This window comes from Streptomyces siamensis, assembly GCF_039543605.1.
Classification (GTDB): domain Bacteria; phylum Actinomycetota; class Actinomycetes; order Streptomycetales; family Streptomycetaceae; genus Streptomyces; species Streptomyces siamensis.
Genome location: NZ_BAABKB010000018.1, coordinates 58,867 through 82,377 on the forward strand (window position 1 = coordinate 58,867; position 23,511 = coordinate 82,377).

17 protein-coding genes are annotated in these 23,511 nt (G+C 70.8%); 5 read left to right on the top strand and 12 right to left on the bottom strand.

Features of this window, described 5'->3' with window-relative positions; genetic code table 11:
* Positions 1-20: 20 nt before the first annotated feature.
* From ABEB03_RS23720 to ABEB03_RS23740, 5 genes are all read right to left on the bottom strand, one after another.
* Complete coding sequence (locus ABEB03_RS23720) at positions 21-998, bottom strand: ABC transporter permease (RefSeq protein WP_345652918.1); 978 nt, start codon at positions 996-998, stop codon at positions 21-23.
* An 81-nt stretch (positions 999-1,079) separates the two neighbouring features.
* A complete protein-coding gene (locus tag ABEB03_RS23725; RefSeq protein ID WP_345652920.1) occupies positions 1,080-2,879 on the bottom strand; it encodes an ABC transporter substrate-binding protein in 1,800 nt (599 codons plus the stop codon).
* Between the two features lie 114 nt (positions 2,880-2,993).
* Positions 2,994-4,022 carry an ABC transporter permease gene (locus tag ABEB03_RS23730; RefSeq protein ID WP_345652922.1) on the bottom strand — a complete coding sequence of 343 codons (1,029 nt, stop codon included), beginning with the start codon at positions 4,020-4,022 and terminating at the stop codon, positions 2,994-2,996.
* A gap of 629 nt (positions 4,023-4,651) precedes the next feature.
* Positions 4,652-6,559, bottom strand: coding sequence for a translational GTPase TypA (gene typA / locus ABEB03_RS23735; RefSeq protein ID WP_345652924.1), 1,908 nt, complete (start codon positions 6,557-6,559; stop codon positions 4,652-4,654).
* Positions 6,560-6,847: 288 nt separating this feature from the next.
* Positions 6,848-9,265, bottom strand: a complete 2,418-nt coding sequence (locus ABEB03_RS23740; RefSeq protein ID WP_345652927.1) for an ABC transporter family substrate-binding protein — start codon at positions 9,263-9,265, stop codon at positions 6,848-6,850.
* A gap of 633 nt (positions 9,266-9,898) precedes the next feature.
* On the opposite strand from ABEB03_RS23740, the gene ABEB03_RS23745 reads away from it, so the two are divergent.
* The 4 genes from ABEB03_RS23745 to ABEB03_RS23760 are packed head-to-tail and all read left to right on the top strand — an operon-like array spanning position 9,899 to position 13,792.
* Positions 9,899-10,225, top strand: a complete 327-nt coding sequence (locus ABEB03_RS23745; RefSeq protein WP_095936428.1) for a hypothetical protein — start codon at positions 9,899-9,901, stop codon at positions 10,223-10,225.
* Positions 10,226-10,243: 18 nt separating this feature from the next.
* A complete protein-coding gene (locus ABEB03_RS23750; protein WP_345652936.1) occupies positions 10,244-11,065 on the top strand; it encodes a hypothetical protein in 822 nt (273 codons plus the stop codon).
* 16 nt (positions 11,066-11,081) lie between these two features.
* A complete protein-coding gene (locus tag ABEB03_RS23755; RefSeq protein ID WP_345652939.1) occupies positions 11,082-13,025 on the top strand; it encodes a fumarate reductase/succinate dehydrogenase flavoprotein subunit in 1,944 nt (647 codons plus the stop codon).
* Positions 13,022-13,792 carry a succinate dehydrogenase/fumarate reductase iron-sulfur subunit gene (locus tag ABEB03_RS23760; RefSeq protein ID WP_345652942.1) on the top strand — a complete coding sequence of 257 codons (771 nt, stop codon included), beginning with the start codon at positions 13,022-13,024 and terminating at the stop codon, positions 13,790-13,792. Before ABEB03_RS23755 ends, ABEB03_RS23760 begins: the two co-directional genes overlap by 4 nt.
* A 52-nt stretch (positions 13,793-13,844) precedes the next feature.
* Here the strand turns inward: ABEB03_RS23760 and ABEB03_RS23765 are convergent, their stop codons facing one another.
* Positions 13,845-14,204, bottom strand: a complete 360-nt coding sequence (locus ABEB03_RS23765) for a hypothetical protein (protein WP_345652945.1) — start codon at positions 14,202-14,204, stop codon at positions 13,845-13,847.
* 91 nt (positions 14,205-14,295) lie between these two features.
* A complete protein-coding gene (locus ABEB03_RS23770) occupies positions 14,296-15,456 on the bottom strand; it encodes a glycoside hydrolase family 18 protein (RefSeq protein ID WP_425589292.1) in 1,161 nt (386 codons plus the stop codon).
* 492 nt (positions 15,457-15,948) lie between these two features.
* On the opposite strand from ABEB03_RS23770, the gene ABEB03_RS23775 reads away from it, so the two are divergent.
* Positions 15,949-17,538: a hypothetical protein gene (locus tag ABEB03_RS23775; protein WP_345652951.1), complete on the top strand. Its 1,590-nt coding sequence runs from the start codon at positions 15,949-15,951 to the stop codon at positions 17,536-17,538.
* An 81-nt stretch (positions 17,539-17,619) separates the two neighbouring features.
* On the opposite strand, the gene ABEB03_RS23780 is transcribed toward ABEB03_RS23775, so the two are convergent.
* The 5 genes from ABEB03_RS23780 to ABEB03_RS23800 all read right to left on the bottom strand — a co-directional run bounded on the left by ABEB03_RS23780 (position 17,620) and on the right by ABEB03_RS23800 (position 23,418).
* Positions 17,620-20,487, bottom strand: coding sequence for a SpoIIE family protein phosphatase (locus tag ABEB03_RS23780; protein WP_425589291.1), 2,868 nt, complete (start codon positions 20,485-20,487; stop codon positions 17,620-17,622).
* Positions 20,488-20,790: 303 nt separating this feature from the next.
* Positions 20,791-21,201: an ATP-binding protein gene (locus ABEB03_RS23785; protein WP_345653037.1), complete on the bottom strand. Its 411-nt coding sequence runs from the start codon at positions 21,199-21,201 to the stop codon at positions 20,791-20,793.
* A 215-nt stretch (positions 21,202-21,416) separates the two neighbouring features.
* Positions 21,417-21,818, bottom strand: a complete 402-nt coding sequence (locus ABEB03_RS23790) for a (deoxy)nucleoside triphosphate pyrophosphohydrolase (RefSeq protein WP_345652954.1) — start codon at positions 21,816-21,818, stop codon at positions 21,417-21,419.
* 30 nt (positions 21,819-21,848) lie between these two features.
* On the bottom strand, positions 21,849-22,031 hold the full coding sequence (locus ABEB03_RS23795) for an SPOR domain-containing protein (RefSeq protein ID WP_028804678.1): 183 nt from the start codon (positions 22,029-22,031) through the stop codon (positions 21,849-21,851).
* Between the two features lie 634 nt (positions 22,032-22,665).
* A complete protein-coding gene (locus ABEB03_RS23800; protein WP_345652958.1) occupies positions 22,666-23,418 on the bottom strand; it encodes a GntR family transcriptional regulator in 753 nt (250 codons plus the stop codon).
* Between the last annotated feature and the right edge of the window lie 93 nt (positions 23,419-23,511).

Consider the following 23,511-nt stretch of genomic DNA (forward strand, 5'->3'; position numbering starts at 1 on the left):
TTCAGAGGGCTCCTCAAGCACTAGGACAGCCGCACACGCGGGTCGATCACGGCGTACAGGGCATCCACGATGACGTTGAGCAGGAGGATGAACGCGGCGCTGAAGAGCATCACGCCCATGAGTTTCGGCAGGTCCTTGCCGACGACCGAGTCCACGGCGAGCCGTCCGATGCCGGCGAGTCCGAAGGTGAACTCGGTGACGACCGCGCCGCCGAGGAGCGCCGACAGGTCCATGCCGAGGATGGTGAGGATCGGGATCAGCGAGCCGCGCCAGGCGTACCGGAAGAAGACGTACTTCCCGGTCATGCCCTTCGCACGGGCCGCGCGGACGTGCTCCTCCTGGAGTTGCTCGATCATCGTCGAGCGGGACATACGTGTGTAGTTGGCGGTGAAGATGACGGACATCACGATCCACGGGATCAGCAGGCCCATGAACCACTGTGCCGGATTCTCGCTGAACGGCACGTACTTGGGCTTGTCCAGCCAGCCGGTGCTGTAGACGAAGATGCCGAGGACGACCGGGCCGAGGAAGTAGATCTGCATCGAGCTGAGCACCAGCGAGATGCTGGAGAACGTCTTGTCGAGCCAGGTCCCGCGGTAGCGGGCGGCGATGAGACCGGTGCCGAGACCGACGACCAGGAAGACGAGCAGGCCGCCGACGGTGAGGGACAGCGTCAGCGGGAAGCGGTCCATGATCGTGTCCCAGACCATCTGCTGGTCACGGAAGGAGACGCCGAAGCAGGGTGCCGGGCAGTGTCCTACGGCGAAGTCGCGCCCGACGAACAGGCCGGAGAGGAACTTCCAGTACTGCACCGGGATCGGATCGTCGAGCCCCAGGTTCTTGTGGATGATCGCCAGCGCGTCCGGGGTGCAGTTCTTGCCGCACGCGAGTGTCGCCGGGTCCTGGGGGATCGCGTAGTACATGAAGAACGTGAAGGCGCTGATCAGCAGGAGGATGAGCACCGCGCCGAACGTCCGGCGAAGGATGAATCGAAGCATGGCGGAACGCTGCTCTCAGGACGGCGGCCAGGGACAGGAGCGCCCGGGGCGCACTGCGCGCAGTGCGCCCCGGGAGGGTGGTCAGCTCTTGAGGAAGACCCGGGTCGGGTCGGTGTAGCTGGTGACCGTGGAGTAGCGCAGGCCGCCCACGTTGGTGCCGGCGATCTGGAACGTCTTGGTGTAGTAGATCGGCGACGCGGGGTTGACCTTCTCGCTGATGTACTGGTTGAGCGCGGTCCAGGCCTTGGTGGCCTCGGCGGTGTCCGTGATCTTCAGGATCCGCTGGATCTCGGAGTTCACGTGGTCGTCGTTGATGTGCGCGTAGTTCGACGCACCGTCCTGGATCTGCGCGCCGTCGTACAGCGGCGGGAAGACGGTCGAGGCGGAGGACCAGTCCTGGCCCCAGCCGGTCATGTAGATGTCGAAGCCGTTCTTGACCTTGCCCACCTGCTCGTACCAGGTGGCGGCGTCGATCTCCTTCTTCTGGACGTCGAGGCCGATCTTGGTGAGGGCGTTCTCGACGAGGACCGCCTGCTGCTGGCGGACCGGGACGTTGGCGTAGGCGTAGACGATCTTCTTGCCCTTGGCGCCGGCCTCGTCGATCAGCTTCTTGGCCTTCTCGATGTCACCGTTGGGCTTCTTCGAGCGCTCGAAGGGGTCGTAGTCCTTCTGGTAGCCCGGAGTGGTCGGCGACATCAGGCTGTTGGCGACCTCGCCGCCGTACGCGCCACCGTCCGCCTTGTACATGGCGGTGGACGGCATGGCGTAGGTGATCGCGTCGCGGATCTTCTTGTCCTTGATGCGGTCCATGTTGAAGTTCATCTGCCACACGTACGGCGCGTAGCCCTGGATGGTGCGCTTCATCGCCGCGGCGTTGGAGACGACCTTCTGCACCTGCGTGGTCGCGACCTGGCCGGTCATCATGATGGCGTTCTTGGCGTCACCACGGTCGGCGAGGATCGTCTTGGTCTGGTCCTCGTCGTCGTGGTTGATGTCGATGTTGAAGCCGTCGACGTACTGGTGACGCATGGCGTCGCTCTTGGCGTCCCAGTTGGTGTTCTTGACCAGCTTCACGCTCTTGCCGGCCTTGAACTCCGAGATCTTGTACGGGCCGATGGCGACCGGCTTGGTGTCGTACTTCGCCTTCGTGTCGGTCTTCTCCGGGACGACGGAGTAGCCGGCCATGGCCAGGGCCTGCGGCAGGTCGGGCTGGGCTTCCTTGAAGTGGAAGACGACGGTCTTGTCGTCGGGGGTGGCGAGCACCGAGTCCGGCAGGTGCTTGCCGCCCTTGAACGGACCGGCGTACGCCTTGCGGTAGGTGGTGCCGGTACCCGACAGCCACTGCTGGATGTAGGACGGGCCGTCCGTGATGAACGGGTCGTAGAGCCGCTCGAAGGTGTGCCGGACGTCGGCCGAGTCGATCACATGACCGGTCTCGTCCTTGATCCCGTCCTTCAGGGTGTACGTCCACGTCTTGCCGCCGTCCGACATCTTGCCGGGGTCGGTGGCGAGGTCACCCACGACGGTGAGGGCGCCCTTGTCGTCCTCCTTGTACGTGGTGAGGCCGCGGAAGATGAGCTTGGAGAGCAGGCCGGCGTCGCTCACGTAGATCTGGCCGGGGTCGAGGTGCGAGAAGTCGTCCTCCTCGTACACCTGGATCGTGCCGCCGGGCTTGGCGCCCTGGACCTCCTCGGCAGGACCCGTCGAGTCCGCTGCGGTACCCATCGTCACCGCGGCCGACTGGGCGGCGGCCTCCTTCTTGCCCTTGCTCTTGTCCTTGCCGTTGCCGCTGTCACTGCTGCTGCAGCCGGCCAGCGCGAGGGCGCCGGCCGCGACCGCGACGACGGCGGTCCGCGCTCTGCGAGAACTGATGATGCTCATGGAGTCGAGTCCACCTGCCTGTGAGTTGTGATCAGTGATCCACTGGTGCTGCCTGGCGGTGCACTGCCGGTTCGTCGCCGGCTCCCGGGTGGCAGCGGCACCCCGCACTCGGGGTCAGCGGCCCGTCTTGGGATCGAAGGCGTCCCGGACCGAGTCACCGAGGAGGTTGAACGCCACGACGAAGATGACCATGGCGACACCCGGGAAGAACATGTAGACGGGGTCCTGTTCGTAGATGTCCGACCCGATGGCGAACATCCGGCCCCAGTCGGGGGTCGGTTCGGTGTAACCGACGCCGACGAACGAGAGAAACGCGACCGACAGGATGGTGCTCGGCAGCATGTAGGTGCCCTGCACCAGGATCGGTGTGACGAGGTTGGGCAGCAGTTCCTTGCGGATGATGCGCCACGGCGAGGCGCCCGCGACCCTCGCGGCCTCGACGAACTCCCGCTCGCGCAGCGAGAGGGCGACCGCCCTGATCAGCCGGGCGAGGCCCATCCAGCCGAGGAACCACAGCACTCCGATGATCGCGAGCGCGTGGATATAGGTGGGCGTCTCCTCGTCGGGGGCGACGAACACCGCGGTGATGACGGGCATCGAGGCGATCATGAACAGCTGCTGCGGGAACGCGAGCAGGAAGTCCGTGAGCCGGCCGAGCCAGTAGTCGACCTTGCCGCCGAAGTAGCCGCCGACCAGGCCGATCAGCACGCCCATGAACACCATCGCGACGGTCGCCGCGAGCGCCGTGTACAGCGAGGTGCGCATGCCGTACAGGAGCTGCATGAACACATCGCGCCCGAGGGTGGGTTCGATCCCGAACCAGTACTCCGACGTGATGCCGCCGTTGGGGCCCGCCGGCATGTTGAAGTCGTTCAGGAGCGTGGGGTCGTCCTGCCCGTACAGCGTGTACGGGTTCTTGCCGTACAGCTTCGAGATCAGCGGAGCGAGGGCGGCGATCAGGAAGAAGAACAGCACCACGTAGGCGGAGACCACACCGGTGCGGTCTCGCTTGAACCGGCGCCACATCAGCTGGCCGGGCGATCGGCCCTCCAGCTTCTCCGGCGTGTCGGAACCCTTCTGCGGCGTCTGCTCGTCGACCTCGGTGGAGGCTTCCGCGCCCTCGATCTCGATCGGACTCGTCATGATTCGTCCATTTCATGGGTACGCCGAGTCCGTGGCCGCCTCAGGGTGCGGGCGGCCACGTTCGGACCATGCGGATCAGGAGAGACGTATGCCTAGCGGTCGCTGTGCGCCGCGGCGCGATATGCGACAACTCGCAGATGAACACGCGTAGTTGGCATCTGGTGCCTCCTCATGACTCAACCGGTGCACGGACAGGAGGGGTCCTGACTGACCTCCGACACCCCTGACGGAGGGTCAAACACCCCACTGTGCTCGTGAGTCGGCGCTGTCCCCACAGCGCATGACCCATTGACCCGAGCGTTACGCGGCTAACTATCTGACATGAGCCAACTACCGACCACTGCCTTTAGGTCTCGGTTCCATCACAGCTGTCGCGTACATCTTCCAAAATCTGGACAAAATGATCTGAGAGAGAAGCCCGCGAAACGGACGTGTTACATGCGTATCGGGCGGCAGGCTCCGCATTTCGGACACGAGAGCCGGAAAAAACCGGTTGTACGGGACGGCACGAACGGCTAGATCTTCCGCAACGAAAAAACCCGGGCACCCCGTGACGGGGTACCCGGGCTCGATTCCCGGTGGATCAGCCGCGCCCGGCGCGGTCGATCAGCCGCGCTCGGCGCAGTGGATCAGCCGTGCTTGGCGCGGCTCGCGGTGCGGCCGCGCTCCTTCTGGTCGAGAACGACCTTGCGGATGCGAACGGCCTCCGGAGTCACCTCGACGCACTCGTCGTCGCGGCAGAACTCCAGCGACTGCTCCAGGGAGAGCTTGCGCGGCGGGACGATCGCCTCGAACGTGTCGGCCGAGGAGGACCGCATGTTCGTGAGCTTCTTCTCCTTGGTGATGTTCACGTCCATGTCGTCGGAGCGCGAGTTCTCGCCGACGATCATGCCCTCGTACACCTCGGTGCCGGGGTCGGTGAACAGCACGCCGCGCTCCTGGAGATTCGTCATCGCGAACGCGGTGACGGCGCCGGAGCGGTCAGCGACCAGCGAGCCGTTGTTACGGGTCGTCAGGGTGCCGAACCACGGCTCGTGGCCCTCGTGGATGGAGTGCGCGATGCCCGTGCCGCGCGTGCCGGTCAGGAACTCCGTACGGAAGCCGATGAGACCGCGGGACGGGACGACGAACTCCAGGCGGACCCAGCCGGAACCGTGGTTCGACATGTTGTCCATCCGGCCCTTGCGGACACCCATGAGCTGCGTGACCGCGCCCATGTGCTCCTCGGGGACGTCGATCGTCATGCGCTCGACGGGCTCGTGGACCTTGCCGTCGATGACCTGGGTGACCACCTGCGGCTTGCCGATGGTCAGCTCGAAGCCCTCGCGGCGCATCTGCTCGACCAGGATGGCGAGCGCGAGCTCACCACGGCCCTGGACCTCCCAGGCGTCCGGGCGCTCGGTGTCGAGCACACGGAGGGAGACGTTACCGACCAGCTCGCGGTCGAGGCGGTCCTTGACCTGGCGGGCGGTGACCTTGCGGTCCTTGACCGCAGACTTGGCGTCCGCGCCCTTGCCCGTGCCGCCGCGGCCGACCAGCGGCGAGGTGTTCGTGCCGATGGTCATGGAGATCGCCGGCTCGTCGACCGTGATCAGCGGCAGCGCGATCGGGTTCTCGGTGTCGGCGAGGGTCTCGCCGATCATGATGTCCGGGATACCGGCGACGGCGCAGATGTCACCGGGGCCGGCCACCTCGGCGGGCTTGCGGGTGAGCGCCTCGGTCATCAGCAGCTCGGTGATGCGCACGTTGGACATCGTGCCGTCGCGCTTGATCCACGTGACGGTCTGGCCCTTGCGCAGCTCGCCCTGCTCGACGCGGAGCAGCGCGATACGGCCGAGGAAGTTGTCGGCGTCCAGGTTCGTCACATGGGCCTGGAGCGGCGCGGACTCGTCGAAGGACGGGGCCGGGACGTGCTCCAGGATCGTGGAGAAGAACGGCTCCAGGTTGTCGCTGTCGGCCGGGACGGTGCCGTCCTCCGGCTTGGTCAGCGACGCCACGCCGTCACGCGCGCAGGCGTAGACGATCGGGAACTCGATCTGGTCCTCGTCGGCGTCCAGGTCGAGGAAGAGGTCGTACGCCTCGTTCACGACCTCGTCGATGCGCGAGTCCGGGCGGTCCGTCTTGTTGATGCACAGGATGACGGGCAGGCGGGCCTGCAGCGCCTTGCGCAGCACGAAGCGGGTCTGCGGCAGCGGGCCCTCGGAGGCGTCGACGAGGAGGACGACCGCGTCCACCATCGACAGACCGCGCTCGACCTCACCACCGAAGTCGGCGTGGCCGGGGGTGTCGATGATGTTGATCGTGATGGCGTCGCCGCCATCCTTCGGGTGGTACTTGACCGCCGTGTTCTTCGCCAGGATCGTGATGCCCTTCTCACGCTCCAGGTCGTTCGAGTCCATCATGCGGTCGTCGAGCGACTCGGCGGCGTGCGCGGCGAAGGCACCGGCCTGCTTGAGCATGGCGTCGACCAGGGTGGTCTTGCCATGGTCGACGTGGGCGACGATGGCGACGTTGCGGATGTCGTGGCGCGTGGCCATATTGAGGCGCTTCTCCCGGGGTGAGTGGACGGCCTCCGCTGCGCGGGGCCTGCCGGGCTGAACACGCCACGGCCTTACCCCATGGTACGTGGCCGCGACGGAGGCGGCCTCCGCAGGGCCACGACGGCGACGGCCCGGCGAGCTCTTCTCCGAGCTCACCGGGCCTTTTCGGTCCGCCGGGTCCCCCTCCTGGGGAAGGGGGACCCCAGGACGTCCCCGGCTGTTCGACCGACGGTCCCCCACTGTTCGACGGCGGGCCCCCGGCGCGCCGGCGGGTGGTCCCGGCGGCTAGCTCTTCGACGGGCCGGCCGAGGGGTTCGCGCCCTTCTTCAGGAAGCCCATGTCCTCGTAGATCGGGGTCTGGAAGCCGAAGGCGCCGGTGTTGACGAGGGTGGAGCGGGCGGCGGTGAGCTGGGGGCGCTGGAAGAGCGGGATCGAGCCGGCGGCGGCCCAGATCCGGGCGTCGGCCTTGCGGACCAGCGAGCTCGCCTCGTCCTCGTCGAGGGTGGCGATGGCCTGGTCGAACAGTTGGTCGACCTGGTCGGTGCCGACGCGGGTGTAGTTCTGCTCGACGCTCAGGGAGCCGTCGGCGGCGGGCACCGGCTTGGCGTAGATCGGACGCGCGTCGGTGGCCGGGAAGGCGGAGGCGGGCCACGAGTAGAGCGCCAGGTCGTACTGGCCCGAGGCGATGTGGTCCTTGAAGTAGCTCTCGTCCGCGACCCTGGACACGTCGGTGCGGATGCCGATGCGCTGGAGCATCTGCGAGATCCGGTCGGCGACCGTGCGCAGGGGCTCCGAACCGGGTCCGGAGGGCAGGACGAAGCGGAGCGTGAGCGGCTTGCCGTCCTTGGCGAGCGCGCCGGCCGCGGCGCCGGCGGGGGCGGCCGTGCCCTTGGGGGCGTACGCCCCGGGCGCCCCGCCCGCCGGAGCGTCCCGATGGGCGTCCTTGTGCCCGTAGCGGGTGCCGTCGAGGTGCCCGCCGGCCTGTTCGTCGGCCGGCTTGTACTGGTGGTTCCCCGAGTGGTCCTTCGGGTCGTTCTTCTGCTCCCGGTCGGCCTCGGCGGGCTTGTTGTCCTCGCCGACGATGTACGTCCCGTCGTCGCCGGAACCGTCCTGGTCCTCGGCGTCCTCCGCCTTCTTGCCCTTGGACCCGGCGGCCTTCTCCGTCTTCTTCTCCTCGGTGATCGGGCCGCCACGCACCCATCCCGCGTCGGAGAGCAGGGCCTGCGCCTCGGCGGTGTCCTGGTCACCGAGCGCGCCGCTGTTGTCGGCGTACGCCTGCTGGCCCGCGAGCGCGAGGTGGCTGCCGACCGGCTCGGCGGGCAGACCGAGCGGCTGGAGCACCACCCGGGCGAGTTCCTTGCGGTCGAGGGCGCGGGCCACGGCGCGGCGCACGCGCTCGTCGGCGAGCGGGCCCTCGGAGCCGTTGAGGGCGAGCTGGGTGTAGGCCGGTTCGAGGGACTTGCGGATCACGAATCCGCTCAGGCCCGCGACCTGGTCGGCCGGCTCCGCCTTCTTCCCGTGCTTCGTGCCGCGTGCGGGCTTGCCGTCGTCGGACGCGCTCGCCGACGCCTTGCCGCTCGCGGACGCGGACGCCTTCTGGGAACCGTCGGGAGAGGACTCGCCGGACGCGCTCGCGGAGGCATCGCCGGACGCGCTCGCGGAGGCATCCTCGGACGCGCTCGCGGTCGCGTCGGCGGACGCCTCACCGGATGCCGTGGCCGACGCGGACGCCTCGCCGGATGCCGTGCCCGACAGCGACGCGGACGCGGACGCGGACGTGCCGGGCGAGACGTGCGCCCCTTGGAGGGGGGCGGTGCCCTTGTCGCGGGAGGCGAGGGTGATCTGCTCGGCCTGCGCGGCGTCGACCTCGGCGAGGTCGACCCGGCCCGCGGCGAGCGCCGTGGTCCGATCGGCGCGCGGGACGGCGACGAGGTCGATCTCGGAGAGCTTGGTGGGACGGCCCCACCAGCGCGGATTGCGGGTGAGAGTGACCTGCCCGGCCGTGCGGTCGACCGCCTGGAGGGCGAACGGCCCGGCGGTGACCTTCAGCTTCCTGCGCGCGCCGTCGTTGAAGGTGTCCGGGGTGCCCATGACGTCCTTCGGGTACAGCGGCGAGAACAGCGACTTCCAGTCGGCGTAGGGCCGGCTGAAGGTGACGCGGACCTCCAGGTTGTTCTTGCCGCGCTCGACCTTCTCGATGCGGTCGTAGCCGGCGTTGCGGGCGGTCCAGTACGCGGTGTCCTTGCCGGACAGGGCCCGCCACTGGGCGGCGAAGTCGGCGGCGCCGATCTCCCGCCCGTCGCTCCAGACCGCCTGCTGGTTGAGCTTGTACAGCACGACCTGCTTGGGCTCGCTCTCGACGACCTTCGCGGACTCCAGGTAGTTCGGGTTGATCTGCGGGCGCCCGTTCTGGTCGAGGCGGTACATCGACGGCAGGACGGCACCGGCGACACGCGTGGTCGCGGCGTCGGCGTCCGCCTGGAAGGCGTTCAGAGTCTCCGGAACGGAGTCCACGGCCCAGCGCAGCGTGCCGCCGTCGGTGATCAGGTCACGGGACGCGGGCGCGATGTCCTGCGCGGCGATGGGCTTGCTCGCGTCGTCCTCCGAGCTGCACGCACTGAGGAGGGGTACCGCGAGCGCTCCCGCGGTGAGGAACGCGACCGAGCGCATCACCGCGCGCAGTCCGACGCCGTCGTGGGACATCACTGCAACCTCCGGGGGATGCTCCGCTGTGGGGCAGGTCGGTTTCTGATCACGTTTGGCGGTATATGGAGCTGATCAGATCTATGCGCCCACTGAAGGGGAGAGGGGCTTCGCGGGCGCGGCGACACGGCGGTGGAGGGCCCGAAGCCCACCCGTGCGGAGCAATGCCGGGCGGTTCCGGGGCCTCCGGGGCCGCCCCGTGCGCCGGATTCCCGGCCTGTGACCGTTCCGCCCCCCGGAGCCGCGTCGCTCCCCGGAGCCGCGTCGCTCCCCGGAGCCGCCCCACCCCCCGGAGCCGCCCCACCCCCTGGAGCCGCTCCACCCCATGGAGCCGCGTCGCTCCCAGGAGCCCGCCCGCGCTCGGAGCCACGTCGGTCCCCCGGACCCACCCCGTCCGCCCCTTCAGCCTCGCCGCTCTCAGCGGCTCCGGACAGCCCCGGAGGGTTCCGGGGCGCTCCGGGCTCTCGTCCCCCGCGCCCCGGCTCTCACAGCCGATCCGGTGGCCGAGCCGCGGGGGGCGTGACCTCAAATCCGTGCACGCGCCTTCACACGGGCGTATGTGACGCGCAACACTCGCAGGCGCATGAACGTTGCCGCCTGGGACCGCAGTGTCCGTGGAAGTGAGGGCAAGTCATGTCCGTGCACGACGACTTGACGTCAGTCCAGCGCTGTCTCGACGACCTCCAGAGGTCGGTCGGGCGGCTGGAACAGCAGATGGGCGGCGGTCTGGAGATGCGCCGGGTGCGCACCGACGCCGATCACCTGCGCGAGAGCGTCGCGCTGCTGCGCGAGGCCGCCTCGGGGACCTCCCCCGAGCGCTCGGCCGCGACCGCCCGGGGTGGCCCCCCGTCGCCCCGCCGACCCGATCTGGTCCCCATCCCCGACACCCCGTACGACAGCTCCCTGTGGACCGATTCGGACGACGAGGGTCTCGGCGCCCGCGACCGGCACGCCCCCTGACCCCGACCGGAGCATTCGTTGACCACTGGTACGGAACCTCATCTGAACAGCGGCGGCGTACGTTCCGGTACGCGCGCCGCGATCGCCGAACCGCATCTGCGGACCGACCGCTGGTGGCTGGCACCCGCCGTCACGGCGGCCGGGCTGCTGGCCTTCGTCGTGTACTCGACCTGGCGGGCCTTCGCCGACACGTACTACTACGCGGCGCCGTACGTCTCGCCGTTCTACTCGCCGTGTCTCGCGGACCGGTGCAGGACGATGCACGCCGGGCCCAACGCGGACCTCTTCGGGAGCTGGTGGGGCCTGTCCCCCGCCATCATCATCCTGATCTTCCCGCTCGGCTTCCGGCTGACCTGCTACTACTACCGCAAGGCCTACTACCGGGGCTTCTGGGCGTCGCCACCGGCCTGCGCGGTCGCCGAACCGCACAAGAAGTACACCGGCGAGACCCGCTTCCCGCTGATCCTGCAGAACATCCACCGGTACTTCTTCTACGCGGCCGTCGTCGTCGCGGGAATCCTCACGTACGACACCGTGCTCACCTTCCGCGACGAGCACTACCGCTGGGGCCACATGGGCCTGGGCACGCTGGTGTTCCTCGTCAACATCGTCCTGATCTGGGCGTACACCCTTTCCTGCCACTCCTGCCGGCACATCGTCGGCGGCAAGCTGAAGCACTTCTCCAAACATCCCGTGCGTTACCGGATGTGGCAGTGGGTCGGGAAGCTGAATGCCCGTCACATGCTGCTGGCCTGGTCGTCGTTGGTGAGCGTGGCACTCGCCGACTTCTACGTGTACCTGGTCGCGTCCGGCGCCTTCGACGATCCGCGCTTCTTCTAGTGAGTGGGGCCTTGTGATGTCCGTGGTCGACCGGCAGGAGTGGGACGTGGTCGTGGTCGGCGCCGGAGGCGCCGGGCTGCGTGCCGCCATCGAGGCCCGGGAGCGGGGCGCCCGTACGGCGGTGATCTGCAAGTCGCTGTTCGGCAAGGCGCACACCGTGATGGCCGAGGGCGGCATCGCCGCGGCCATGGGAAACGTCAACTCCGGCGACAACTGGCAGGTTCACTTCCGCGACACCATGCGCGGCGGGAAGTTCCTCAACCAGTGGCGGATGGCCGAGCTGCACGCCACGGAGGCCCCGGACCGCGTCTGGGAACTGGAGACGTGGGGCGCGCTCTTCGACCGCACCGAGGACGGGCGGATCTCGCAGCGCAACTTCGGCGGCCACGAGTATCCGCGGCTCGCCCACGTCGGCGACCGCACGGGCCTGGAACTGATCCGCACGCTCCAGCAGAAGATCGTCTCCCTCCAGCAGGAGGACATGAAGGAGACCGGGGACTACGAGTCGCGTCTGAAGGTCTATCAGGAGTGCACCGTCACCCGGATCCTGAAGGACGGCGAACGCGTCTCCGGTGCCTTCTGCTACGAGCGGGAGACCGGCCGTTTCTTCGTCCTCGAAGCGCCCTCCGTGGTGATCGCCACCGGCGGCATCGGCAAGTCCTTCAAGGTGACGTCGAACTCGTGGGAGTACACCGGCGACGGGCACGCGCTCGCCCTGCTCGCCGGTGCGCCCCTGCTGAACATGGAGTTCGTGCAGTTCCACCCGACGGGCATGGTCTGGCCGCCGTCGGTGAAGGGCATCCTCGTCACCGAGTCCGTACGCGGCGACGGCGGAGTGCTCAGGAACTCCGAGGGCAAGCGGTTCATGTTCGACTACATCCCCGACGTCTTCAAGGAGAAGTACGCGCAGTCGGAGGAGGAGGGCGACCGCTGGTACGAGGACCCGGACCACAACCGGCGTCCCCCCGAACTGCTCCCCCGGGACGAGGTCGCGCGCGCCATCAACTCCGAGGTGAAGGCGGGCCGCGGCTCGCCGCACGGCGGTGTCTTCCTCGACGTGTCCACCCGTATGCCCGCCGAGGTGATCAGGCGCCGGCTCCCCTCGATGTACCACCAGTTCAAGGAGCTCGCCGACGTCGACATCACAGCGGAGGCGATGGAGGTCGGCCCCACCTGCCACTACGTCATGGGCGGCATCGCGGTCGACTCGGACACGGCGGCGGCACGCGGCGTACCGGGGCTGTTCGCGGCCGGTGAGGTCGCGGGCGGCATGCACGGCTCCAACCGGCTCGGCGGCAACTCGCTCTCCGACCTCCTGGTGTTCGGCCGCCGGGCGGGCCTGCACGCGGCCGAGTACGCCGCCGGCCTGGACGGCGGGCGCCCGCCCGTGGACGACGTCCAGATCGACACGGCGGCCGCGGAGGCGCTGCGGCCCTTCTCCGCCGAGGGCCCCGAAGCGGGTGAGGAGGACGGCCGCCCGCCCGAGAACCCGTACACCCTGCACCAGGAACTCCAGCAGGCCATGAACGACCTGGTCGGCATCATCCGGCGCGAGGCGGAGATGGAACAGGCCCTGGAGAAGCTCGCGGACCTGCGGGTACGGGCACGCCGGGCCGGCGTGGAGGGGCACCGCCAGTTCAACCCGGGCTGGCACCTCGCCCTCGACCTGCGGAACATGCTGCTGGTCAGCGAGTGCGTGGCCCGGGCGGCGCTGGAACGCACCGAGTCCCGGGGCGGGCACACCCGCGAGGACCATCCGTCGATGGACCGCGCCTGGCGGCGGATCAATCTGCTCTGCCGGCTGACGGACCCGACGGGCGGACTGGCCGCGACCGACCCCGTACGCGGGCAGATCGACCTGGTCCGCGAGACCACCGAACCCATCCGCTCCGACCTGCTCGCTCTCTTCGAGAAGGAAGAGCTGGTCAAGTACCTCGCCGAAGAGGAGCTCTACGAGTGAGCAGTTACGAGGCCCGCTTCAAGGTGTGGCGGGGCGACGTCAAGGGCGGCGGCCTGGAGGACTTCGCGGTCGAGGTGAACGACGGCGAGGTGGTGCTGGACATCATCCACCGGCTCCAGGCCACACAGGCCCCCGATCTGGCCGTGCGCTGGAACTGCAAGGCGGGCAAGTGCGGTTCGTGCTCGGCGGAGATCAACGGACGGCCGCGACTGATGTGCATGACGCGGATGTCCGTGTTCACGCGCGAGGAGACGATCACCGTCACGCCCCTGCGCGCGTTCCCTGTGGTGCGCGATCTCGTCACCGACGTCGGATTCAACTACACGAAGGCGAGGGAGGTCCCGGCCTTCGTACCGCCCGCCGGACTGGCGCCCGGCGAGTACCGGATGCAGCAGGAGGACGTCGACCGGTCGCAGGAGTTCCGCAAGTGCATCGAGTGCTTCCTGTGCCAGGACACCTGCCATGTCGTGCGTGACCACGAGGAGAACAAGACCGCCTTCGCGGGCCCGCGCTTCCTGATGCGGGTCGCGGAGCTGGACATGCACCCGCTGGACGCCGCCGCCGACACGGGACTCGACCGCAAGGCGACCGCCCAGGACGAACACGGCCTCGGCTACTGCAACATCACCAAGTGCTGCACGGAGGTCTGCCCCGAAGGCATCAAGATCACGGACAACGCGCTGATCCCGCTGAAGGAACGCGCCGTCGACCGCAAGTACGACCCGCTGGTGTGGCTCGGGTCGAAGATCGGCAGGCGCCGGACGTAGCGCACGCGGGGCCGGACCGGAGCCTGCGGGAGCCGGCGGCCGCGGGCCCGGCTCAGGGCCGGCCGGGTCGCTGCGCCGCCATCTGGAACACGTTGCCCAGCAGGAACAGGCCCATGCCCGCCATGGCGAACGAGGTCATTTCGACGTCGGGGCCGTGGAACGGGCCGAGGAACATGAACAGGGTCATCCCGACGCTCGCCGTCACCGCTCCGTAGCCCCACAGCTTCGGACGCAGCACGCGGTGGCGGCCCAGCGGCATCAACCAGCCCGTCGTGATGGCCACGATCCCCAGCGCCGCGAGAGCGACCACGGCCAGCACGGCCGCCGCCACCAGATACGGGTGCATCGCTCCCCCTTCCTCCGGCGCGCAGGAGAAGCACGCCGTCGCGTGGGCGGGCCGGAGCGCACCCACGGACCGATCATGGCAGGCGGGCGTCGGGGCCTCCAGAGCCCCTGCGTCAAGAACGCGTACGGATCGGCGGCCGCGGCGAGAGCAGGGCCCGTCAGCGCACCCAGCCCTCCCGGTAGGCGGTCCAGTCGGCCTCGGTCGCCGCGAAGTCGACGTAGAGGGCGAGGCCGAAGCGGTCGCGGTGGCGGTCCGTGCGGGACAGGCCGAGGCGCGCGCCGCGCACGGCCGCGGTGACCGTCTCGGCGGACTCGTGGTGGCTCATGTCGTCCTCGTGGAAGAACGGCAGGCCCATCAGCAGGTCGGTCGACTTCGGGGTGACCTCCAGGGCGAGCGAGGTCTGCTGGGCGACGTAGCCGCCGTACAGGCTCTCCATCGGAAGGGCCGTGTCGTACGACATGAGGGCGATCTGGTCGACCCGGCGGGCGACCTGTCCGAAGTACCACTGGGACCACCACTTGGGGTGGTTCGTGAGGGAGCCGCGGACCGCGTGGGCGGCCGGCAGCGGGTCGATCTGGTGGGCGGCGACGGAGAGCGGGACGTGCCGGGAGCGGGTCACCTCACGCAGGTCGTCGAGGAGGGAGAGGTAGTCGCGGTTGCCGGAGTGCAGGGGCTCGAAGTCGAAGTGGACGCCGTCGAATCCGGCCGCCAGGATCTGCCGGGTGGAGCCCACGACCGCCTTCCGGGTCCCCGCCCGCTCCATGCGCAGCCCGTTCGGCCCCTCGCTCGCCAGCGCGTCGCCGAGCCAGGCCTGCACACGTACGCCGGGCAGTTCGCGGTGCACCGCCGCGATCAGCCACGCGGCCCGCGGGTATGCCGTCCGCGGCAGGGTCCCGTCGTGCTCCAGCGGTCCCGCGTGCACGTACAGATCGCGTATGCCGGTGCTCCGCAGCCGCGCCGCCAGCGAGGTGACGTCCGCGTCCTTCTTCCGACCGTCGACCCAGGCGTGCCCCAGCCAGAGGGCGTCACGGTTCCTCGTCGCGGTCCCGGGCCCGGGGTCTCCGGCGTAGTTCACCCGCAGGGCGATGCCCGCGGCCAGGGAGGGCACCAGCAGGACGAGGACCAGCGCGAGCAGCGCGCGCTTGGGCCACCGCAGGCGCGGGTGCCGCCAGATCCGCCCGACGGGCCCGCGCCGGGTGCCCGCCCCGGACTCCGGGACGGCCCCGGGCGGCTCCTCGGTGGCGTGCCGCGGGGCCTCGGCGGGCCCTGACGGGGGCTCTGCCCGGCCCGCCGAGGTCTCCGCGGGGGCGGACACGATGTGGGTGTCCGCGGGGTCCGGCGCGGGATCTGTCGCGGAGTCCGGCGCGGGATCTGTCGCGGAGTCCGGCGTGGGACCTGTCGCGGAGTCCGGCGTGGGACCTGTCGCGGGGCCCTGCTCGGGATCGGCCGCAGGACCGGTCACGGAGGCCGACGCAGGGGTGGGTGCGGAGGCCGACGCAGTATCGGGTTCGGGGTCCGGCACAGGACCGGGTCCGGGGTCCGGCACCGGCTCCGGCGCGCGATCGGGTTCGTGGTCCGGGGGCGCGGCGGTGGCCCGTGCGGCGGCCGGTGTCCCCGTGCCGGGCTCCGTCGGCGATGTCTCCGTCTCGGGACCGGGGCCGCCCGCACGGGCCTCGTTTCCGGAATCCGCCCGCCCAGTAGCCATCCCCCGTGCCCCTCCCGTACGTCCCCGTATCCCCCGTACCTTAGGTGCCCCCGCCTCGGCGCACCCCGGTCGCGTCTGCGCGCATGCGGCCATACGCTCCCAAATGTGACGTCGCCCCTGAGCCGAAGCCGGTCGCGCCAGGCCCCGTCGCACATAGCCGTGCGGGTGGCGCATGCCGCGCTCGGGGGGCTCATGGCGGTGGGGTGGCTGGTGCTGCCCCTGGTCACGGAGGACGGCGGGGCGCCGTTGACCGCGGCACGGAACGCGCAGGGCACCGACGGGGTCGTGGCCCAGGAGACGGCGGTCGCGGACGGACCGGACGGGACGGCCACCGGGGACCTCGTCCTGCCGCTCGTCGCCGTCGGCACCGCGGCGGCGCTGGGGGCGTACGGATACGCGCGGCGCAAGCAGCGCGCGAGGACCCGCACGACACCCGGCGGGCACCCGGCCGGACTGACGTCCGTACCCGAACTCGACCGGCAGATACGGTCGTTACTCGTGGACACCGACGACTGCGTCCGCACGAGTGCCGAGGAACTCGACTGCGCCAGGACGCAGTTCGGCGACGCGGCCGTCGAGCCGTACACGGGCGCACTGGCCGGTGCGAGGTCCGAGCTCGCGGCGGCCTTCGGGCTTCGGCAGCTGCTCGACGAGACGGGCCGCGGCGCCGAGGACCGGGGCACGCTGGAGGAGATCCGGTCCCACTGCGGCGACGCCGGGCGACGGCTGGACGCGGAGGCGGCCGGGTTCGACCAGCTGCGCGGCCTGGAGCACGACACGGCCACCGCGCCGAGGCTCGCGGAGACCCGGTTCCGCGCGGTGGCGGCGCGCACCCCGGCCATGGAGACGACGCTGGGCGAGCTGCGCAAGCGGTACGGCCGCTCCGCGTCCGCCCCGGTCACGGGCCACCGCGAACACACCAAGGAGCGGCTGGTGTTCGCCACCATCCGTCTCAACCTCGCACGGCAGTGCGCCGACCGGGGCAAGGGCGGCAAGGCAGCAGCCTTTCTGCGCGCGGCGGAGGGCGCCCTCGGCCAGGCCGCCCTGCTCATCGACGGGGTCGACCGGCTCGCGCGGGAACTGGGTTCGGCGGAACGGCGGTTGCCTGCCGCACTGGACGCACTGGAGGACGATCTCGCCGAGGCACGCGGTCCGCGCGCCGACGGGGCCGTCGGTGGGCTGCCCGTGCGGGTCGCGCACGCCGAGGCGCTGCTCACCGACGTGCGCCGGGAGATCACGGCCGGGCCGTACGATCCGCTCGACGCGCTGCGGCGGGTCGCCGAGGCCGGCGTGGTCCTCGCCGAGGCGTGTGCCGTGCCCGGGGAACGTTTCCGCGCCCTGCGCGACGACGCCCTCCTTCCGGCCCGTGCGGCGGTCGGTGCCGCGGCGGACTTCGTGGCCACGAACCGGGGGGCGGTCGGCTGCGCGGCGCGTACACGTCTCGCGGCGGCCGAACAGCTCCTGACGGCGGGGGCCTTCGCCCTCGCCGAGGTGCGCCGGGCCGACGCGCTCGCCCGGGAGGCACGGGACCTCGCGGAGCGGGACGTGCGGACGCACGGCAACCCCGCCGGTGGGTACGAGGGCGCCGGGGTCGGCGGTGCCGTGCTCGGCGGCGTCCTGCTGCCCGGCGCTGCCGGTCCCGCGTGCTTCGGCGGTCCCCGCACCCGGGGCCGGCGGGCGGTGCGTCCCGACTGACGCCGGGTCCGTGCCGACGACCCGCCGGGAGCCTCGGCCCGTCGCGCCCCGACGGCGGGGGCAGTTGCCGGCCGCTCCGCCTCAGAACAGGCTCAGGAGCGCCTCCGCCGGGTCCACCAGGCCCGATTCACCGTCCGGCAGGGGGAGTTCGAACCACACCGTCTTTCCGCGAGGGGTTCGCCTGGAGCCCCAGGCGGCGGACAGCAGGCCGACGAGCTGAAGGCCCCGGCCGCCCTCGTCGGTGTCCCGGGCACGGCGGCGGCGCGGCTGCACGAGGCCCGCGTCCCAGACCTCGCACACCAGGGTGCGGTCGAGGAGCAGCCGGAGTCTGATCTCCCCCTCGCCGTACCGCAGTGCGTTGGTCACCAGCTCGCTGACGAGGAGTTCCGTCGTGTCCACGAGGGGCTCCAGGTCCCAGGCCTGGAGCTGGGTGCGCGCGTACTCGCGGGCGCGGCCCACGCTGCGCGGCTCGCGCGGCAGCGTCCAGTCTCCGACGGACTCGGCGGGCAGCCCCTGAACACGTGCCATCAGCAGGGCGATGTCGTCCTCGCCGTGGTGGGTGTCGAGGGTGTTGAGGACGTGGTCGCAGACGTCCTCCAGGGGGCGGGTGGGGTCGGTCAGGGCGCCGACGAAGGCCTGCAGGCCCTCGTCGAGGGGATGGTCGCGGGATTCGACCAGCCCGTCCGTGTAGAGCGCCAGCAGCGCGCCCTCGGGGAGTTCGACCTCGACCTCCTCGAAGGGCTCCCCGCCCACGCCGAGCGGCATCCCGGGCGGCACGTCGAGCATGAGCGCGCTCTCGCCGGGTTCGACGAGCACGGGCGGCAGATGGCCCGCGTTGGCGAAGGTGCACCGGCGCGTGACGGAGTCGTAGACGGCGTACACGCAGGTCGCGAGGTACACCTCGGAGAGGTCGGCGTCGCGGGGCTGACGGGCCGTGCGGGTGGCCTGCTGCACTCCGCCGGGGGTGCCGAGGCCGCGGGCGATCTCGTCCAGCGCCGAGAGGACCTCGGCGGGTTCCAGGTCCAGCAGCGCCAGCGTCCGTACGGCGGTGCGCAGTTCGCCCATCGCCACGGCGGCGCGCAGCCCGCGCCCCATCACGTCACCGACGACCAACGCGGTGCGGTGACCGGGAAGTTCGATCACGTCGAACCAGTCGCCGCCCACCTCGGTCGCCGCGTTGCCCGGCAGATAGCGGCACGCGATGTCCAGGCCGGACGCCTCGGGGTCGCCCGGGGGCAGCAGGGAGCGCTGGAGGATCAGCGCGCGCTCGTGCTCACGGCGGTACAGGCGCGCGTTGTCGATGCAGACGGCGGCACGCGCGGCCAGCTCGATCGCGAGCGCGCGGTCGCGTTCCCCGAACGGCTCGCTGCCCTTCGTGCGGGAGAACTGGGCGAGCCCGACGACGGTGTCGTGGGCGACCATCGGGACCGCGAGCGTGGACTGGATGAGGCCGCCCTCGTCGGCCGGGATGTTCTGCGGCCGCGCGGTGCGCAGGGCGTCCGCGCAGGGCGAGTTGAAGGGGTAGTGGTGGACGGCGCCCACGGCCACCGGTGCGGGCCCGCCGACGAACGGCGCGTCGGCGACGGCGCTGGCGAAGGCGACACGGCGGAGTTCGGCGCTGCCGTCGGCCAGGCCCGGCGGGGTCTCGTCGCCGGCCAGCAGGCCCTGGTACAGGTCGACCGTCGCCAGGTCGCAGAACCCGGGGACGACGACGTCGAGGAGTTCGCGTGCGGTGGTCTCCAGGTCGAGGGAGTTGCCTATGCGGGCGCCGGCCTCGTTCAGGAGGGCGAGATTGCGCCGGGCGGCGGCTGCCTCACGGGCGGCGGCGCGGCGGGCGGTGATGTCGGTTCCGAGCCAGGCGATGCCGATGGGGCGCCCGGTTCCGCTGTGCACGCGATACAGGTTGACGGACCAGTGGCGGCGTTCGTCGGACCCGGGGACGTGGCCGGTGACGTGCATGTCCGTGATGGAGTCGCCGGTCTCCAGGACGCGGCGCAGGGTCGCCGAGACGCGTTCGGCCTCCGCGTGCGGCAGGTAGTCGTGGACGCCACGTCCGCGGTGGTCGTCGACGGTGCCGCCGAAGGTCGAGGCGAACCGCTGGTTGGCGCGACGGACGTGCAGGTCGGTGTCGATCAGCAGGAAGCCGAAAGGAGATTGACCGAAAATCGCCTGCGAGGCGGCGAGGTCCGTCTCGATCCGGCGGAGGGTGCGGACGTCCACGACGATGCACACGGCGGCCCGCTCGCCGTCCTCCGTCGTGGTGGGCATCACATAGACCTCGGCGAGCCCCTCGGCGCCCTCGCCGACGCCGTCGGGGTCGGCGTCGAGGGGGTCGGGCATCCGGAACGGGACCACACCCGTCCACTCGCGGCCGTCCAGGATCTCCGCCATCTTGCGCTGCCCGAACTCACGCCGGTCGGGGGTGACGAACGCCTCGATGGGGTCCATGCCCACGGCGCGTTCGGAGGAGATGCCGAAGAGCTGTTCGGCGCGCAGACTCCACTGGTCGATCAGCCCGTCGGCACCGATGGAGAAGGAGGCGACCTTGATGTAGTCGTACATCGAGCCGGGCGGGCTGCTCTGCCACATGGTGTCGCCCGCGGAGTCGCTCTCGCCGGGCGTCGTACGCAGGGAGTCGTGCGCCTCACCGACCGCGGAACCGCCCTGGTCCCGGACCTCGCTCCGGGGGGCTTGCTCGCTCCGGGAGCCTTCCTCGCTCCGCGCCCCGCGACGGTCGGCCTCCTCGGCCCTCGCGCCGCTCCGGGAACCGTCGGCGGCCTCCGTCCCGCCGGGCGTCGCGCGCCGGGGGGCGCTCACATGGTGGCCCCCGTCGGGCGTCTCGCGCACGGAGTCGTTCCCCGAGTGGCCCGCAGGATCGCCCGACGCATCAGCCCTCGCGCCGTCCGACGGGTCCTCGGACTCCGTGGCCTTCGCTGGTATCTCGCTCACGCGAACCGTCCCCTCCAGCTCACCGCGTCCGGCACCGGTCACCGGAGGCGGCTGCCCGCAGTATCCAGCACTACGGCGCCGCACAACACGGTGTTCACGATCACAGCAGGGTCCCGATGGTTTTTGGACCCGCCGCGACATACTCCCAGTCTTCTAACCAGGTCGCGCCCCCTCGAACCAAAGAGTCCGGCAAGCGCCAGTGGCCTGAACCATACGGTCGCATCCCGCCGCGTCCGGACGCGCCCCGCCCGCCCCGCCCGGCCTGCTCATGGGGCCGCTCGACGGGGGAGGGTCCGCCGGCGCTCAGCCGGGTACCGCGAGTTCGAACCAGACGGTCTTGCCGGCTTCCGCGAGGCGGGTGCCCCAGCGCCGCGACGATCCGGCCACCAACTGGAGTCCGCGGCCGCTCTCGTCCTCGGCGTCGGCGGTCCGCTCGCGCGGCGGTTCGGGCAGCGGGTCGGACACCTCGACCAGCAGGGTTTCGCCCGGCAGCCCGTCGGGGCGGACGAGCCGCACGCCGATGGGACCGGTGGCGTACCGCAGGGAATTCGTCACCAGCTCGCTGACCAGCAGGGCGGCGATGTCACCGAGCGAGTCCAGCTCCCACGTGCGCAGCTGGCTCCGGACGACGGCGCGTGCCGTACGGACGGCACCTGGCTCCGCGGGAAAGGTCCACTCGGCGCAGTCGCCTTCGGTGTCGATCACGCCGATCACTTCCCAGGCCAGCAACCCATGTCCGGTTTCGTGGGGTTAATGGGCACATACCCGATATCCGGGACGGCTTACCGCCCACGGAGGCGCACTGTGGCACGAACGGCGTACGAGCCGGGAAACCCGTTCCGCCCTTTCCTTACGCCATTCGTACGACGCGTCCGCCGCGGCGACCGGGGCACGGCCGGGGCACACCGGCACGTCCGCGCGCCGGGCCGTCACGCCCGCGCGTCCAGCTTCTGCAGCGCGCCCTTCACCGCCGGCACGTCCTGGTCCAGCCAGTCCACGTCCCAGATCTCGTCGGGAGTCAGCCAGCGCAGCTCGTCGTGGTCCTCCAGGGGCCGGGGCTCTCCGGAGAGCAGCCGGGCGGTCCACACCCGCAGGACGTATCCGGGCTTCAGGGGCCACTCGCCGGGGATCCGCTCCAGCGGTTCCGCCTCCACGCCCAGCTCCTCGCGCAGTTCGCGTACGAGCGCGTGCTCGGGGGTCTCCCCCTCCTCGACCTTGCCGCCCGGCAGCTCCCAGCGCCCGGCCAGCTCGGGGGGCGCACTGCGGCGCGCGGCGAGCAGGCGTCCGCCGCCGAGCAGGGCGGCTCCGACGACCACGATCCGTTCCGTCATGCGCCGGAGCCTACGGGAGCGCCGTCCCGGTCACCGGCTTCCGTTCTGTCCGATGCGCTCGACCCAGTAGAGCTGCTTGTGCCCGCGATCGTCGAGGCTGTCCGCGATCTTCTGGGCCTCCGCGCGGGTCGCGTACCTGCCGACGCGATAGCGATTGCCGTTGTCGTCCTGTCGTATGACGAGCCAGGGAAGAGTGATCGTGCCGTCGTTCATCGCGCCCCTCCACTTCCCGCCCCGGGCCCCCGTCGTGCTCCGCCCTCTAAGGAAACCGCAATCCGCATATGCCCGAGCCTACGCCTAACCTTCACGCAGCGAATACGGCTTTTCACAAAGAGGTACGCAACCAGCCAATAAGGGAGCCGGGACCGGGGGGCGCGCGCCGTCGAACGCGCTGTCGGCCGCTCCTGGTGCGCCGTGGAGCAGGGCGAAGTCCGGTCCCGGCACGGCACTTGAGAAAGGCCAGATTCCAACCGGGCTTCACGGGGTGGTCATTTGGCGGCCGGCCTGGTCGGCGCGGCAGCCCCGTCACCGCGGTGGCCACCAGGCGCTCCTCGCCCCGGAAAACCCGTCCGCAACAACGTCCGCAGGCGCCCCACCCCCCTTCACTCCCGGGCCGAATCCGGGCACTTCGCGCGACGGCATCCCGCCCCGCGCCGGTCGGTCCGCATGCCGGCTCTCCTCCCCCGGACCCACCGCCGGTCGGTCCGTGCGCCGGCACGCCCGGCCCCACCGCCGGTCTGCATACCGGCGCCCGGCCGCCGCGACGTGCCGTCCGCGGGCGACGGGGCGGGGCCCGCCCGCCCGTCCCCCGGCAGACCCGTCCGGCTCGCCGCCGGAACGGCGCCCGCTACTTCACCGGCAGGTGATAGGCGATCCGGTACCGGTCCGCAGGGACGACGACGTCGGCCGTCTCGACCGGACGTCCCGACGCGTAGAACGTCCGCTGGATCACCAGGACCACATGCCCGGGGACCCCGCCCAGCGCGAGCAGCTCCTCGGCGAGGCCCGGGCGCGCTCCGACCTCCTCGGTGACGTTGTCCACGATCACGTCGATGGCGGCCATGCGCTCGACCACGCCCATGCCGCCGAGCGGCCCCTCCTCGGGGAGCATGACGGGGGTGCGGCCGGTGACGGCGAGGGGTTCCCAGGACGTGGAGAGCATCATCGCCTCGCCGCCGTCCCGATAGACGTAGTGCGTGCACATCACGCGGTCGCCGGGCGGGATGGACAGCCGCTCGGCGATCGCGCCGCTCGCCTCGACCTGCCGGCTGTGGGACTCCCAGGTGCCGCGCGCGGCGAGGTCGGCCTGCTCCTGCCGGAAGGGGGTCGCGCCGCTGTCCGGGCGGTACCCGGAGCGGGCCACACGGCGCGGCACCGGGCGCTCGCGCACATAGGTGCCCGAGCCGGAGCGGCCCTCGACCAGCCCTTCGGCCATGAGCACCTTGCGGGCCTCCAGGGCGACGGTGTCCGAGACGCCGTACTCCTCGCGGATTCTCGCCTGCGAGGGGAGGCGGGTGTGCGGTGGCAGCGAACCGTCGACGATCTTCTTGCGGAGATCACCCGCGACGCGCAGATACGCCGGCTGCTCACCGAATGTCACTTAGCCGCTCCCATCAGGTTGTACAGACAGCAACAGCGTGGCAACCGTGGGTTGTGCCATGCAAGCAAAGGCCAGAGAATCACTCGATGTGAT

Bases quoted from the DNA above. Each gene is read 5' to 3' on its own strand.
- typA (WP_345652924.1), bottom strand. From the start codon at position 6,559: ATGGCCACGCGCCACGACATCCGCAACGTCGCCATCGTCGCCCACGTC.
- ABEB03_RS23725 (WP_345652920.1), bottom strand. From the start codon at position 2,879: ATGAGCATCATCAGTTCTCGCAGAGCGCGGACCGCCGTCGTCGCGGTC.
- ABEB03_RS23740 (WP_345652927.1), bottom strand. From the start codon at position 9,265: ATGTCCCACGACGGCGTCGGACTGCGCGCGGTGATGCGCTCGGTCGCG.
- ABEB03_RS23790 (WP_345652954.1), bottom strand. From the start codon at position 21,818: ATGACGGAACGGATCGTGGTCGTCGGAGCCGCCCTGCTCGGCGGCGGA.
- ABEB03_RS23730 (WP_345652922.1), bottom strand. From the start codon at position 4,022: ATGACGAGTCCGATCGAGATCGAGGGCGCGGAAGCCTCCACCGAGGTC.
- ABEB03_RS23720 (WP_345652918.1), bottom strand. From the start codon at position 998: ATGCTTCGATTCATCCTTCGCCGGACGTTCGGCGCGGTGCTCATCCTC.
- ABEB03_RS23745 (WP_095936428.1), top strand. From the start codon at position 9,899: ATGTCCGTGCACGACGACTTGACGTCAGTCCAGCGCTGTCTCGACGAC.
- ABEB03_RS23755 (WP_345652939.1), top strand. From the start codon at position 11,082: ATGTCCGTGGTCGACCGGCAGGAGTGGGACGTGGTCGTGGTCGGCGCC.
- ABEB03_RS23795 (WP_028804678.1), bottom strand. From the start codon at position 22,031: ATGAACGACGGCACGATCACTCTTCCCTGGCTCGTCATACGACAGGAC.